The sequence below is a fragment of the Synechococcus sp. PCC 6716 genome, from assembly GCF_022570815.1.
In the GTDB taxonomy this organism is placed as follows: domain Bacteria; phylum Cyanobacteriota; class Cyanobacteriia; order Thermosynechococcales; family Thermosynechococcaceae; genus Thermosynechococcus; species Thermosynechococcus lividus.
Map to the genome: position 1 here is coordinate 1 of NZ_JAKLTU010000042.1, position 14,299 is coordinate 14,299.

At 52.2% G+C, this 14,299-nt stretch carries 16 protein-coding genes; 6 read left to right on the forward strand and 10 right to left on the reverse strand.

The features are described from left to right. Positions 1 to 273: 273 nt before the first annotated feature. The 6 genes from cas1 to cas3 form a co-directional block, all read right to left on the reverse strand. On the reverse strand, positions 274 to 987 hold the full coding sequence (gene cas1 / locus L5220_RS13205) for a CRISPR-associated endonuclease Cas1 (RefSeq protein ID WP_499574088.1): 714 nt from the start codon (positions 985 to 987) through the stop codon (positions 274 to 276). Continuing rightward, on the reverse strand, positions 984 to 1,607 hold the full coding sequence (gene cas4 / locus L5220_RS13210; RefSeq protein ID WP_499574090.1) for a CRISPR-associated protein Cas4: 624 nt from the start codon (positions 1,605 to 1,607) through the stop codon (positions 984 to 986). Before cas4 ends, cas1 begins: the two co-directional genes overlap by 4 nt. A gap of 42 nt (positions 1,608 to 1,649) precedes the next feature. Continuing rightward, a complete protein-coding gene (gene cas7c, locus L5220_RS13215; protein ID WP_499574091.1) occupies positions 1,650 to 2,798 on the reverse strand; it encodes a type I-C CRISPR-associated protein Cas7/Csd2 in 1,149 nt (382 codons plus the stop codon). A 48-nt stretch (positions 2,799 to 2,846) separates the two neighbouring features. After that, complete coding sequence (gene cas8c / locus L5220_RS13220) at positions 2,847 to 4,655, reverse strand: type I-C CRISPR-associated protein Cas8c/Csd1 (RefSeq protein WP_499574093.1); 1,809 nt, start codon at positions 4,653 to 4,655, stop codon at positions 2,847 to 2,849. Continuing rightward, on the reverse strand, positions 4,652 to 5,323 hold the full coding sequence (gene cas5c / locus L5220_RS13225) for a type I-C CRISPR-associated protein Cas5c (RefSeq protein WP_499574095.1): 672 nt from the start codon (positions 5,321 to 5,323) through the stop codon (positions 4,652 to 4,654). The genes cas8c and cas5c overlap by 4 nt, the downstream gene beginning before the upstream one ends. 320 nt (positions 5,324 to 5,643) lie before the next feature. Then, positions 5,644 to 7,827, reverse strand: a complete 2,184-nt coding sequence (cas3, locus tag L5220_RS13230; RefSeq protein WP_499574096.1) for a CRISPR-associated helicase Cas3' — start codon at positions 7,825 to 7,827, stop codon at positions 5,644 to 5,646. A gap of 140 nt (positions 7,828 to 7,967) precedes the next feature. Between cas3 and L5220_RS13235 the strand changes: the two genes are divergently transcribed. Further along, a complete protein-coding gene (locus L5220_RS13235) occupies positions 7,968 to 8,237 on the forward strand; it encodes a hypothetical protein (protein WP_499574098.1) in 270 nt (89 codons plus the stop codon). A gap of 54 nt (positions 8,238 to 8,291) precedes the next feature. After that, entirely contained in the window at positions 8,292 to 9,170 is an 879-nt protein-coding gene (locus L5220_RS13240) for an FHA domain-containing protein (RefSeq protein ID WP_499574099.1), read from the forward strand. On the opposite strand, the gene scpB is transcribed toward L5220_RS13240, so the two are convergent. The 4 genes from scpB to purU are packed head-to-tail and all read right to left on the reverse strand — an operon-like array spanning position 9,142 to position 12,008. Next, complete coding sequence (scpB, locus tag L5220_RS13245) at positions 9,142 to 9,687, reverse strand: SMC-Scp complex subunit ScpB (RefSeq protein ID WP_099799674.1); 546 nt, start codon at positions 9,685 to 9,687, stop codon at positions 9,142 to 9,144. The genes L5220_RS13240 and scpB overlap by 29 nt on opposite strands. Positions 9,688 to 9,702: 15 nt before the next feature. Continuing rightward, on the reverse strand, positions 9,703 to 10,467 hold the full coding sequence (gene cobA, locus L5220_RS13250) for a uroporphyrinogen-III C-methyltransferase (protein ID WP_499574101.1): 765 nt from the start codon (positions 10,465 to 10,467) through the stop codon (positions 9,703 to 9,705). 4 nt (positions 10,468 to 10,471) lie between these two features. Beyond that, positions 10,472 to 11,113, reverse strand: coding sequence for an L-threonylcarbamoyladenylate synthase (locus L5220_RS13255; protein WP_448526775.1), 642 nt, complete (start codon positions 11,111 to 11,113; stop codon positions 10,472 to 10,474). Between the two features lie 19 nt (positions 11,114 to 11,132). Further along, entirely contained in the window at positions 11,133 to 12,008 is an 876-nt protein-coding gene (gene purU / locus L5220_RS13260; RefSeq protein WP_499574102.1) for a formyltetrahydrofolate deformylase, read from the reverse strand. A gap of 156 nt (positions 12,009 to 12,164) precedes the next feature. Between purU and pedR the strand changes: the two genes are divergently transcribed. From pedR to L5220_RS13280, 4 genes are all read left to right on the forward strand, one after another. Further along, a complete protein-coding gene (gene pedR / locus L5220_RS13265) occupies positions 12,165 to 12,452 on the forward strand; it encodes a photosynthetic electron transport-dependent transcriptional regulator PedR (RefSeq protein ID WP_099799671.1) in 288 nt (95 codons plus the stop codon). Next, positions 12,449 to 12,712, forward strand: coding sequence for a hypothetical protein (locus L5220_RS13270; RefSeq protein ID WP_099799670.1), 264 nt, complete (start codon positions 12,449 to 12,451; stop codon positions 12,710 to 12,712). Before pedR ends, L5220_RS13270 begins: the two co-directional genes overlap by 4 nt. A gap of 71 nt (positions 12,713 to 12,783) precedes the next feature. Continuing rightward, positions 12,784 to 13,800 carry an aspartate-semialdehyde dehydrogenase gene (locus L5220_RS13275; protein WP_198406054.1) on the forward strand — a complete coding sequence of 339 codons (1,017 nt, stop codon included), beginning with the start codon at positions 12,784 to 12,786 and terminating at the stop codon, positions 13,798 to 13,800. Between the two features lie 5 nt (positions 13,801 to 13,805). Beyond that, the gene (locus L5220_RS13280; RefSeq protein ID WP_099799668.1) at positions 13,806 to 14,096 is read left to right on the forward strand and encodes a DUF3288 family protein; all 291 of its coding nucleotides are present in this window, start codon (positions 13,806 to 13,808) and stop codon (positions 14,094 to 14,096) included. Positions 14,097 to 14,299: the final 203 nt, after the last annotated feature.

Sequence of the window (14,299 nt, forward strand, 5' to 3'; positions counted from 1 at the left end):
CGACCSCCCCGAAGGACGAYCGCAACACAGTACCGCCATTAGCTTGTCATRSCTTAAAGCAAGGTTTCAATCCTCGATCGCCCCGAAGGACGATCGCAACGTCATGATTTCGACCGATTGAGCCTGAATACTTTCCGGTTTCAATCCTCGATCGCCCCGAAGGACGATCGCAACACAGTACCGCCATTAGCTTGTCATGCAGGGGTAATAGGTTTCAATCCTCGATCGCCCCGAAGGACGATCGCAACGCGGATGCACATCTACCGAGATATGTCAACCGCGCGGCGGTTTCAATCCTCGATCGCCCCGAAGGACGATCGCAACACAAGCTCCAACATAATCATTTGTCAGTAACGTATAAGCCAGTGAAAGTAACGCATTCAGTGGATCACGGGGAGGATGCTTCGAGCGACCAGTAAATGTGAACAGCCCCCGCTGCTGGCGCACCATCAACCCAAAAACACTAAAATACGCCTTTGCCGCTATACCCTCGATCCCCCGCAAGGAATCAATGCTTTCCGCTTGAGACACGTTAGTCAAACTATCAGCGTGGCTTTTGGCTGCCGCTTGTAGAGATTGCCGCTCAGCCATATTCGTTGTTTCCCGTGCTGCTCTCAGCAGAACATTGCGGGCATTCTGAAGCTTAGCTGCTACCAAATGTTGAGCAACAGCCAGTGACTTGAGTTGCGACGACGTAGCTTCATACAACGCCTGCCGTAGTAGTACATTGCCCGTCGTTGAGCCAACCAATCGTCCCTTAAAGCGGCCATGCTCCGTTAACCATACTATCCCCCGACCATCTTCAGCACATTTATGAATGAGGTAAGGACTAACCAACACATTGCCAAAAAGAACAATACCGCCCAAGTGGTGCAGGGGCACCTGAAACTTCACCTCCTTCTCCACCTCTAACTTCAGCGTTTCGTGATCAAGGCGCAGATACGTTCCTTGGGTTTGCACAAAAAGCGTGTTCAGAATCGGCTTCATAGTTCTGTTAAGGTAAAAGCCGGATTCTTTGCAGCTCTGGCCGCAAAATGAGTCACCGCATCGGGCATACAGGTTTCAATTAAAGAGCAGTCCCGACACCGCTTATCTGCCACAGGAAGTGGTAATGCTTGGCTGGCCAGTAACGCCCGTGTTTCCTCAATAATTTGTACTGTGCGTTCTCGCAAACTTGAGACAAAGCGCACCTCCCGTCGCCGCCGTGAGCGGGCATAAAAAATTGCCCCTGCATCTAGGGAGCAGCCCAGCATTTCTTCTAGACACAATGCTTGGGCACATAGCTGCACCGCATCTGCCAAACGCGACGTATTACCGCCAGCCTTATACTCAATTGGGTAAGGCACCCCGCGCTCCGAAAACTCAATGACATCCGCCACCCCTCGAATCCGCAGTTGATGAGAGTACAGAGGCACTGAGCGTTCAACCCGCCGTTCACCATCTAACCACTCCTCTCCCGGAGTATGGACGTTTGCATGTACCCTTGCCCCCCGTAACGTATAGATATTCTCTGCCCACACCTGCTCTGTGTGGATGAGAGCACATTGACGGGCACAAAATGCAAAATGCTGGAGTGCGCTCAGCAAAACGTATTCATCATCATCCATAGCGTTTCCATCCTGAGAGCACCCCGCTGGCCAAGCCTGCTGCTAGGCAAGACTAGTTAACGTTATTCCCTCAGGTAAAGAACTATCATCAACGACCACATTGTAATCCTCAAACTTTCGCGGCGGCAGCCCTTTATCCCGCAGTTCCACCTGAATGCGTTCAAACAGTTGATGCGCTGGGGCACGCCCTAACTTGTTGTCATGGGTAAAAACATACAACCCGCGCAGCGCCATCATGCCGCGACTAGCCGAGCGATCGTGATCCCACATCCCCAACAGAGCATCCCAAAAAAGCTTAAGATCACTAGCATTCACCCCCGTCTGATCGGCTAGATAGGGCGAAAAGAACCCATAGCTGCGATAGAGACCGTAGGGAATAATAGCCTTACGTCCCATAGTTTGCAACTTCTCACGATCCTTCTTATCAGTGACCGCCACCCGTGTAATTGACAAATCCGTTGGCAAAATTGGATCCAGAGAGCGGCCAAAAGTAAGCTGCATCGGCCCGCGCACCTGGCCAGCATTCAGCCCTGTGGACATCACCGCCCCAAACATCCGCACATCATAAAAATTGGCACACATCCATGCCTGTGCCTTCTTAGCATTATCATAATTTTTTGCTGGTTTACCTGCCTTCTTGACTAAATCTTTGATCAACTTCGCCAACTCTTTATTTTGCTTGAAGAGTTCGGCAACCGTCTCCGTCTCATAAAACTCTTTTAGCTCCTGCTCCGAGAGTTCGCCGCTGTATTCTAGGGTTGGCTCTTCCTCATCACTATCGGTCAACGTAAACGCTGAGGGCAAATAAGACTGAAGCTCCCGCAGTCCTGCTAAGACCGTTGCCTCCTTCACAGGTGCCTTAGCGGACGTTCCCACCGGGATATTTTCAGCCACATAGGCACGGCGAATGTGGTCATTCAGCACGCCGCGATGTTCAACAAAAATTTTCAGCCGTTGGGCTTCCGCCTCAGTCGCCTCATACTCAGCATAGGTAGCCACGTAATTACGGATTTTTCGCTTCAGCGCCACATCGGTCACTAACCCTTGCGCCGTTTCCGCATCCGTACGGGGTAAATTACCACCATCAGGATCCCCATTGGGGTTGCCATCCGTCACATCAAAGAGCAGGACGAAATCATGCCGCTTTTGCGGATCACAATACACAGGAACATCAGACCCATGAGATGTCATTCGTGGATTCTCCTTTATTCAAGTTGCTGTTGATTGCGTTTACCTACTTCAACCCTCGATTGCCCCGTCAGCCGGGTCTGCCATTGGCAGCGAAGCCTCTGAATCATCTTGAGACGCTTTTGCCGCCTGCGCTTGGCGGCGATGTTCCGCCCGCTGGTGGTAGTATCCCAAGCTAAATAACCCCTGCTGTTGTAGGTTTAACGTCTTGGGAAACGTCATCAGCTGACTGACGACCTCTTCTAGGGCTTCTTCCAAGCGCCTCGCCAAGCCCCCTTTCTCCTTACGCAACTTCGCCAGATGTGAGCGCGCACCCCGCAACAACGGGGGAAACGCCACTGCTGGGGTATTGGAGGCCGCCCCATAGTAGCGATCCACAAGAGTCGTATTCACCGAACCGAGCGCTCGCTGCTGGACAAGCTCTAGCAGAGCCAGCAAACGGCCACAGGTGTAAGCAGCCAAGTCGGTACCCTCAAGGCAGGGATCAGGGTTTAGTTGATGCATATTTGTCATTAAGGGTTTTCTCCGCGTATTGCTCAAAAAGATCAGCTTCAGTAACACAGCCCGGGCATCGGTGATAGTCTGTTCCGCACAATTGCGGCGCACCAGTTTTGCCAGTAACTCTTCCGGCAGGCGATCGCCATAGAGCGCCAACCGCATCAACGCTGTAACCACTCGCCCAGACATCTCCTTACGAGCAGCCTCGCGATCGCGGTATAAACTGGCTGCCAGCGCATACACACTAAAGAAACGGGGCTTCCCCCCCTCAGGAGACACTAACCGCTGAAACTCAAACCACGCTGTTAGTTGCTCCTGCACGTGGGGAATCGTTGTTTCCAGCCAGTCACACACCACAACCCGGCTCTTGTTGGCACGTAGGGCAAGGGCATAAAACTCATTAGCACGGCATTGATCAAAACTGCTGGCTTGTTTCCCTGTCTTAACTGAGTTGAGTAAGGTTGCCACCTCCTGTACATTAGGCTGCGTCAATAACGTCATCACATTAAACGTTGTCTTTTCCCGCGTCCAAAACACGTAGGTTGTCTCTGATAAATGTAACCGGGACTTCTCATCCGCAAGTAAGTGGTTCAGCGCCTTGGCAAACTTTTCAGCAGCATCCACAGAAATAGGCGACGTTAAGGAATTTTTCAACCCATAGGAGGTAAACGCTTCGGCATTAGCTGACACCATCGCCACACCAGAGCTTTGGCCACCGATCAACCCCTTAATCATAAACGGCATACGCTTAGCCACCTGCGTTTCTTTACCAGTGACTAAACAGGTCATGATGGGGCTATCTGCTGCCGCTTTCGCATCAGTATCTCCTGTAGCGGCTGAGTGACGTTGCCAAAACTGCTCAATAGACGTGAGCCTTGATCGCGCATCCGCAGGCTGGATGTGACCTGCCACCCGAAACATGACCCCATCCTCAGCCTCAAAATCTTTTTCGGCTAAGAGGGCTGCCTTAGCCCGATCAATCTCAGCCCCTGATTGATAAAAGGCCAAAATTGCCTGTACAGAGGGTTCTTGAGTTTGTACCGCACACGCTTCAACCAGCGCCACAAACTGGCGATGACGCTCGGTAGCTTGTTCCGCTGTAGAGTGTGCGCGAGCGATGCCCAAGACATATTCTGCTGTATCTGCCAGTAACTTTGGTTTGACGCCGCTGGTGCGCCCTACGTGGGGAGTGGTAAATTTGTGCCCTCGTTTTGCATCTTTACTCTTGAGGGGCGTAATCCCCTGAAAGCGACCCGCACTATCTAGCTCAATAACCCAAGCAATCGTATTTTCGCCGTACATGGAGGGCGGCAAATCCAAGCGTTCCTCGGCATAGTTTTTTAAGACTGTTAAGATGGTCATTGAGGTACCCTCAGCACGCCCTCAGTCAGGTGAGCAGGGAAAAATTGCGGTTTGGCCTTGCCTCGCGTCACATGGGCACCGTTGGCATCATGGCACCAATAGCTGAGGGTGTTGGCTTTAGTATCTGCTTCATAGACCACATCCAAAAGCATCCAACCCAAGTCATCACTGTGGGCAATGGGCTGATCCGTCGGCAGCGGTTCACTAAAAAAAGCACTAAATTCTCGAGTACCTAGATAGGGTTGGTGGTGGCACTGCCCCTTTTTAACGCGGCGGCGAAACTGATCACAATATTTGGCCATATCGGCAGTTGCGTGAGGGCGCAGATGTATCGTTGCCTTGATGATATAGGCCACATCCCGCAGCGCAAGGGTATGGCGTTGCGCCCGATCCTCGTCGGCAAAATAGCGGTAGGTCTGCTGGCGGGCAGAGCGATCGCTTTGTAACGAGGTAACTTCATTGCGCACGATTGAAAAGTGGCGAATGGGGTTAAGGACATAGATTTCTGTGACCCGCCACGTAAATTCTGGCTTCCAGAAAATAGCTTCCAAAACCCCCCGCGCAGCACTAGGGGTCATCACGGGGTAGCTTACCCGCTCTACCTTAAAAGCAGGGTTGGTAAAGCAAGCGTAGTCACCCCAAACTCTGACACTCAGTAATGGGTTCATAGGCAACACTCAACCTATAGCTAGGCTAGCACAAGGTTAGAAATAGAAACATGACTAGCATGAAGTTTTATTTAAGGGGGGTAATGCCCCCTTTTTTACCCAGAAAAATCACAAGCATGTTTCAATCCTCATCACCAGTGAAACAGCCGGTGATGCTTAAGGTCTAGTTTAACTACTGAGGGGTTCGGGGAGCGATACGTCCCGCGCTGTACCTACATGGACTCCCCACGTCGGCGGGCTTCGCCCCGCCGCAGGTATATATCGACACATTTATTGATAGGCTCTAACAGAAAATGTAAACCTGTTAGGCTTTTACCGGGCTAGAAAATGAGATCACTAGGATCTTGAGTAATAGGCGTGTTACCGATGGCAATCCCTTTAAGGGGGTCATACTCGCCGTGCCACACCCAAAGACCGGGGGCAAGGTCTTGCCACAGGTGTTCATTCGTCTCAAAGTCAACCTTGCACAGGTTAACGATGTAGGGTTGCAGTTTGCGTAAATCTTTAGCTCTTAAGCCGCGCTGTTGAATGCGCTGGATAATCTGTCGCACCTCATGATTGGCTGCAATCACCACGGGGTAGGTTGCATCCTCAATGAGGCGAAAGCGCGCAGCAACCTCTGGAAAGTTGAAGTCCTGACGATACTCCTGAATTTGGTCAACATCAAGGTCGATGTCTTGGTAAAGCCGCTGAAAATAGCCCCTAAAGACCTCAGGATCCGTCAAATCAATGGCTGAATACTCGAGTAAATTGCGACTGGTGTTTAGGGCTGTCCGATACTCTCCTTGGGGGGTGCTGCCCGCTTGGGGGTCAAAAATAACGACTCGACCGAGGGAGGCACGCTGCCCTTCACGGTTACAGCGACCTGCGGCTTGCACAATGCGATCCAACGGCCCCATCGCCCGGTAAACCACTGGGAAGTCTAAATCTACGCCTGCTTCTACCACTTGGGTGGAGATCAGCCAGCAGGGGTGATCGTCGCGGAGGCGATCGCGCACCTGTTGCAGCACGGCTTGACGATGGGCACCGTACAGCAACGTTGAAAGATGAAACTGGCGATCGCACCCCTCCTCCCCTAGTGCCTCCAGTACTGACAATGCATCTTTACGAGTATTCAGGACGACTAGGGCTTGATGTTGTTGCTTGAGGTCGGTAATCAAATCCTGCCAAGACCATGGCGTGTCAGGCTGTTCATAGGTCACTCGCTTCAGTACGCAGGCGTGTTGCTTCGCTTCGTCAGGGGGTACAATATCCCGCACCTGCTCAAAACCGCGCAAATAGGGTGTGGTTCCCTCTAACGCGGGTTGCGTGGCGGTACACAACACCACAGTGACTCTGTAGTGGGTCACTAGGGTTTTCAGGAGACTAAGAATTGGCTCCAGCCGCTTGAGGGGGAGCGTTTGCACCTCATCGAGAATCAACACGCTATTGAGGATGTTGTGGAGCTTGCGGCAGCGACTGGGACGACAGGCAAATAGGCTTTCAAACAGTTGCACCGTTGTTGTGACGATTACGGGGGCATCCCAGTTTTGGGTGGCTAAGCGGGCACAGGCTTGGGGCGATCGCGCATCCTCTTCATTGTTCAAGTCTGTAGCCACAGCACTGTGATGTTCCAGCACCGCCTCTGCACCCAGAATCTCGCGATAAACAGCCACCGTTTGCTCAATAATGCTGGTGTAGGGCACCGCAACAATCACCCGATCTAGCTGGTGCTTGAGGGCGTGTTGTAGAGCAAAAGCCAAGCTGCTGCGAGTTTTGCCGCCGCCCGTAGGAACTGCCAAACGGAAAACGCCCTGAGGTTGGCTGGCCGCGGCTAAGCAATGGTCATAGACAGCCTTGCGAACCACATTGACTCTTGTTGGCGGACTGCCAGTTATTAGTTCAGTGTGATTGGCCTCAAAGGCCGACCACAACTGTTGTAGGGAAGGGAACTGCCCCCGTTGACTCGCCGAAGTTGGATCAAAATGGGATTCCGTATCCAGATAATCTGCATCAACAAGGCAGGAGAAGAGCAAACGCAGCCAGAGTTCACAGTCCAATGGATGCTTAGCAATGGCAGCTAGTTCTTGCTGCACCGTCTCTGGTAGCGCCAAGTCAATTTCATCAGCCTTAGCCGCTGCCTCAATTTGGGCATAGGTTGACCGATCCACTTCCGCTAACCGATTTTTCAGCTCATTAACGCATGGCAAACCGCTGTGGTGGCCATAAATGATAACTGCAAGGGGGGAGGAGTTTTTTGTGTATGCCAGTAGTGCACCATACTTAGCATGGGGCACTGACTTGTTTGCCCGTTGATGTTTGGCGCACCCTTGCAGATAGGCTTGAAAGTCTGGGTTGTATTTACCGAGGTCGTGCCAGAGACCCGCATAATACCCCATCTGGGGGGTGGCTAACTTCTCTGCCAAGGTGCGCGATCGCGCCGCCACTTTTTGTAAGTGATGTGCAAGACCATGCCAGTCTCCAGATGCATTAGGGGTGTGGGCATAGGCCGACGGTTGAGTCATGACTAGTCAGCGGTAGGGGTTAGAACCGGTGGCTGTTACACTTTTGCAACGATTTTCAGCGAACTTTATGATAGATGATAAAATCGAATTAGAAAAAAATTATAGAGTTTAGGAGTTACACGCATCACTCAGTAAATCCCATGGTACTTTGGCTATCATCATTACTCTGGGCATTACAGCCAATTTTGGTTCCCCTTTGCTTTTGTGGGGCATGGCTGCTACTAGCACTCTTGGCATGGAATCTCTGGCGGTTTTTTCAGGAGGGCTTGGCGATCGCCCAGCGAATGCACAAAATTCCCTGTCCACAGTGTCGGTTTTTTTCTGGAGACTATCGCCTCAAGTGTTCTCTCCATCCTGACTGGGCAGCAACAGAAGCGGCAATTCACTGCCCAGATTATGACATTCACTAATTACTCCCTAACATTAACATTTCACCATTGCCTACGTTTGGAAAGGGGATAACATTGCCTGCACAGTATCCGCAACTAGTCATCTCCACAGAAGCCAGCACCTACATTGTTCCCCTCACCCAAGGAAACTCGTGGGTCATTGGTCGGGGCAAAGACTGCACTATCGTCCTAGCGGATCGCTGGTCGTCCCGACGTCATGCCATGGTGCAGCGTTTAGACACCGAAGATTATTACCTCATTGACCTAGGTAGTCGCAATGGCTGTGTTCTTAATGGTCAAACCATTCAAGTGCCGACCCTCCTAAAAACCGGCGATCGCTTCATCATTGGCAAAACGACCCTTGAGTTTCGCACTGACGAAGCCGTTTCAACCATGCCGCCAGAGACCCCTACTGCGCTCCAACCCCTTGTCCTGCTCATTCAACCCCCGGGCATCCAAGTCCAGATTTGGCAAGAGCTATTACGCAGTCAAGGCTTGGAAGTCATTGTTGAATCCGGGCAAATTAACAGCCGCCGCATTATTAGCGATTTTATTAGTGTCATGCATCGGAATCCTGACATATTGATGTTAGATTCCCAGCTAGAAATGCCGGATATTAGCAAGCTCTTAGAATGGGTCAAGGCCACCTATCCCAAGCTGCGCAGTTTTATTATTGACCGCTACGATAATCACATCTCCCCCATGCAGCGGCAATGGGCAACCCAGTACGGTGCCATTGATTGGTTGCCCGCACTGCCGGATGATAACTTAACCATGTACGGTGCTGAAGTTGCCGCCCAGTTAAAGCGTGTTCTCAAAGCCTTGGGTCGCAGTAAGCTAGAACAAGACAAGCTAGCTGTTTCACTGCTTAACCTGCAACTAGCCACCAATGATGATTTACCCTCGCAACTGCTCAGCGAGTATATCAATCAGCCGCCGTCTCTGCCCCAATAACAGCAGGTAATTGATCCACCTCAAAATACTGATAAAAGCGTTCTGTTACCTGTAGCGTATAGGAGCGGCCATGGCTTTCCCGCCGCCGTTGCACAAAACCGAGCTCCACTAGCTCATGAATGTGTTGATAGGCACTGGAGCCACGCAGTTCAATCAGTTCTGTTTGGCGAATGGGGCCGCGCAAGGCAACCATCGCCAAGGTACGCTGCACCGCAATCCCCAACTCAACAGGCACTAAAGACTGCACGAGGTCTTGATAGCGAGGCTTCAATTGCAGGCTATACTTCCCCTCTACTTCGACAATTTCTAAGGCTGTTTGGCGGTGAGCATAGTCATTGAATAGCTCAATCAGAGCCAGCTCCACAGCCGTTGCCTCGTGACCTGCTAGATCTGCCAATTGGTGAAGCGTGAGAGGCTGAGCTTTCAGATACAGGATGGCTTCCACCCGCATTGTTAGCTCTGCTAGGTCAGCGATGGCTGAGTCATGGGCAGGGGGGTGATCCGGTTCAGGAGCCATTGGCACGCAAAGACCTTAGAACGAGGGAGGACAGTGCCAGTATTGTCGCAGGTTGATGACGGTGCCAAGAACAATGAGGGCGGGGGTTTGGATGTGCTCCTGCTCACAGGTGGCGATCGCGTCCGCGAGAGTAGTAACAACGACGCGCTGCTGCGGTGTTGTACCTGCTTCAATAAAGGCCAAGGGGGTTTGGGGCGATCGCCCCCCCGCTAACAGTGCAGGCACAATGTCCCCTAAATGGTGCAACCCCATATAGATCACAATCGTATCCACCGCGGTTGCCAACGCGGCCCAATTCACTCGCGGCTGATAGCGACCTGCTGCCTCATGGCCTGTTACAAAGACTACAGACGAACTAAAGTCACGATGTGTCAGCGGAATCTGCGCATAGGCTGTTGCCGCAATGCCACTGGTCACTCCGGGCACTACCTCCACCGGAATCCCTGCTTGCACCAAGGCCAGACACTCCTCCCCACCACGGCCAAAAATAAAGGGATCTCCCCCCTTAAGGCGTACGATCACCGCGTGCTGCTGCGCCAACGCAATCAGGCGCTCGCTAATTTGCTCTTGAGACAGGGTATGGTTACCGCGCCGCTTCCCCACATGAACTTGTAACGCATGGGGGTTGATAATCCCAAGGATCTCTGGACTAATGAGGGCATCGTAGAGAACCACATCGGCGCACTCTAAGAGGTTTTTTGCCCGCACGGTTAAAAGGCCAACATCCCCTGGGCCTGCCCCCACCAAATACACCTTGCCGACAATTGCTGGTTTACTCATGCCTTTAGTCTATCGCCAACAACTCTGGGGGTAAGTTCTCCCACCCCTGCCCTTTACGGACTAAGGCCGGTGGCTCCACCGTGAAGTCAAGAATGCTAGACATTTGTTGTCCGGGTGGCTCGCCCGTATCGAGGATGAGATCCACACGCTTATCAAACGTATCAAATAGCTCAGCGGTATTGATATAGTAGGTTTGGTCATCGGGCAACCGTGCTGAGGTTGAAATAATCGGGTTGCCAAGTCCCGTGAGCAGCGCTTGGCTGACCGCATGATTCGGCACACGAATTCCTGTGGTTTTCCGCTTAGGATTTTGGACTAAACGGGGTACCAGCTTAGTGGCTGGCAGTAAAAACGTATAAGGCCCCGGAACCAAGCGGCGCATCAGCCGATATGCCGCATCACTCACGTAGGCGTAATGGGCAATATTAGACAGCGACGAGCATAAAAACGTCACTGGCTTATCGTTCGAGAGTTGCTTGAGTTGGCGTACCCGCTGTACGGCTCCTTTATTATTCATGTCGCAGCCAATGGCATAGACCGTATCCGTGGGATACAGCATAATCGCCCCCTGCCGCAGCGCTGCCACAATTTGCTCAATGGTGCGCTGTTGTGGATTAACGGGGTGGAGGGTAAACATCTCTGCCATGCTGGTATCTATGGTACACCTAGCTAAACACGGCAGTGCGGTTTCCATAGACCAGAATGCGGTTTTGTAGGTGAAGGCGCACGGCTCGCGCCAGCACAATGCGCTCTAGATCTTTGCCCTTGCGAATCAGGTCGGCCACTGTATCGCGGTGACTCACAGGAACCACAGCTTGCTCGATGATTGGGCCTTCATCTAGGTCAGCCGTGGCATAGTGGGCTGTTGCCCCAATAATTTTCACCCCCCGCTCATGGGCACGATGGTAGGGGTTTGCGCCCGCAAAGGCAGGTAAAAATGAGTGGTGAATGTTAATCACCTGTGAAAACTGCTCTAAAAACTGTGGACTTAGGACTTGCATATACTTTGCCAGAATGACTAAGTCAATTTTGTAATCGTTCAGAAGCTGTAGTTGCTTGGCCTCTGCCATAGGCTTAGTGTCTGGTGTGACCGGAATGTAATGAAAGTCAATGCCAAATTGCTCCGCAATGGGACGCATCTGTTCGTGGTTACTGAGAATCAGCGGAATCTCTGCGGGTAAATCTCCCGCCCGCTGTCGCAGGATCAAGTCCCAAAGACAATGCTCCTGCCGGCTCACCCAGATCGCCAAGCGGTAGGGCACATCTGAGGCGCGGAGTTGCCAGCGTACCCCCTGCCAACTGGCAAAGAGTTTTTCTCGCTGGGCATAGTTAATAAACGTGGCACCAATTTGCTCGCGGGGAATGCCAAACCCATCCAGTTCCCACTCCAAGCGCGACAAAAAGATACCGGCCACTGCGTCGGTATGGTGATCGGCATGGATGATGTTGCCGTTGTAGCGATAGACAAACTGCGCCAGCTTAGCCACTAGTCCTCGTTGATCGGGACAGGAGATCGAGAGGGTCATGGTGGGCGATGGCATGGGCACCTCGGTCAAGACGGGTAACGGTCTCAGAGGGTTTAAGGGCGATTTGTATTCTACTGTGGCAGGKGAGGTTGTTTGTGCGCTGCTTGGCCACAAGCAAAAATTTTCCCCTACAATCAGAACAAGGGTCTGAGTAATTATACGGATTTAGGGATGTCTATACCGCAGAGTGATGGGTTTGAGTATTCACTGCTCTCAGAGCGAGAACTACAAGTACTAGAGCTAGTGGCTGCTGGCTTGACCAATCATGATATTGCTCAAAAGTTAGACATCAGTAAGCGGACAGTCGATAACCACATCAGTAATATCCTGACCAAAACAAAGTCAGAAAATCGTGTGGCCTTAGTCCGCTGGGCACTGGCGTGGGGCAAGGTTTGCTTGGATAATGTGAACTGCTGTGCCTTGCCGACCTCCACCGAAACCACACCACCAGCGCTATGAAGGAGCAGGTGTACTACAACAGCCAAATGCCCTTGGCGGTCTATCGGGAAATGGCAGCACACCTAGGGCTGCTAGAGGGCGTGGAGGTGCGCTTACTGCCCCAAACAAGTCCCCAGTTTGACTACTCCCTCAGCCAAGTTGCTGGGGTTGCCCTAGGGGTTCCTGAGAGCCTACCCCCTACCTTAGTGCGTCAGCTAGAGCACATCCTACAGCACTATGGCGATCGCTACGGCGGATGGCAAACGGTATCTTCCACTTAAGGATTGACATCGGTTGAGAGCGTCCCCCCCGCAAAAGTTAGAATAGTTTTGTTTTCTCGGAGTTTAGGATCTTGGCTCAAGGATTGCGAGTAGGGGTTTTAGGGGCAACGGGTGCCGTTGGCACCGAAATCCTTGGCATTTTAGCGCAGCGATCGCTCCCCATCGCAGACTTACGCCTGCTGGCTTCACCGCGCTCGGCGGGGCAAACCCTGACCTTTGCTGGTACCCCCCTCCCAGTGCAAGCCGTGAGTGCTGAAACGCTGCAAGGGCTAGATTTGATTTTAGCCTCTGCCGGAGCTAGCGTCTCGCGGCAGTGGTTACCCATTGCTGTTCAGGCCGGGGCGATCGCCATCGATAACTCTAGTGCCTACCGCATGGAGGCCAATGTGCCCCTAGTGGTTCCAGAAGTGAATCCCCAAGACTTAAAAGATCATCAGGGGATTATTGCCAACCCCAACTGCACCACCATTCTGATGACAGTAGCGCTATGGCCGCTGCACCAAGTCCGACCCATTCGGCGAATTATTGCCGCAACGTACCAATCTGCCAGTGGTGCCGGTGCCAAAGCCATGCAAGAACTCAAAGACCAAGCCCTTGACATACTCAAAGGAAACCCTCCCCGCACAGCAGCGTTTCCCTATCCCTTGGCATTCAATCTCTTTCCCCATAACTCGCCTCTTAATGACCAAGGCTATTGTCAAGAAGAAATGAAAATGATCAATGAAACCCGCAAAATTTTCCATACCCCTGACCTGCGCTTGAGTGCCACCTGTGTGCGGGTGCCTGTTCTGCGCGCCCATTCTGAAGCACTCAATGTCGAATTTTTTGAGCCGTTTCCTCTAGCCGAGGCTCGGAATCTCCTGCAGCAGGCGGCGGGGGTAGCGTTTGTTGAGGATTGGGAGCGCAACTACTTCCCGATGCCCCTTGAGGCCACAGGTAAAGACCCCGTCTTTGTGGGACGACTCCGGCAAGACCTCTCAGAACCCAATGCCCTAGAGTTGTGGTTGTGTGGCGATCAAATTCGTAAAGGAGCAGCCCTGAATGCGGTGCAAATTGCTGAGTCCTTAATTGCACAGGGTTTAATTTAAGATCAATGGCTGATGTGAATCTCAAACGTCAACAGCACCCTCGCGAAGCCCTTGATCGGCTGGTGATTGAGCGGCTGCTTCAAGAAGACATGAGCGACTACAATTTGGCGGAGTTAGGCCGCCTGCTCATTCGCTACGAGGGGTTTCCTGGAGCCGAGGGCATTAAGACACAGCTAGCCAACATTCTGGAACGGTGGGGCTTGACAGAGACTGAGCTTTTTGAGCGCACCCGCGCCATCCATGCCAAAGGGGGAATCTATAAAGTTGGCAGTAACAAGCGGGAGGATTGGACCTAGACCCTCAGCTTAAGGACTATTGGGTTGGTGAACTACCGCTCATCATCGCTACGCGATAGATAAGCGGCTTCCTTGTTCAACGGGGACAGCATCTAGCAAAACCGAAGTTTTACCAGATGTCTTACGTCCCCTCCCAAAGGCAGTAGAGCTAGTTCCTAACTCCAATATCCGCAAGGCTTCATTTCTTATGTTGATTRSAKCRG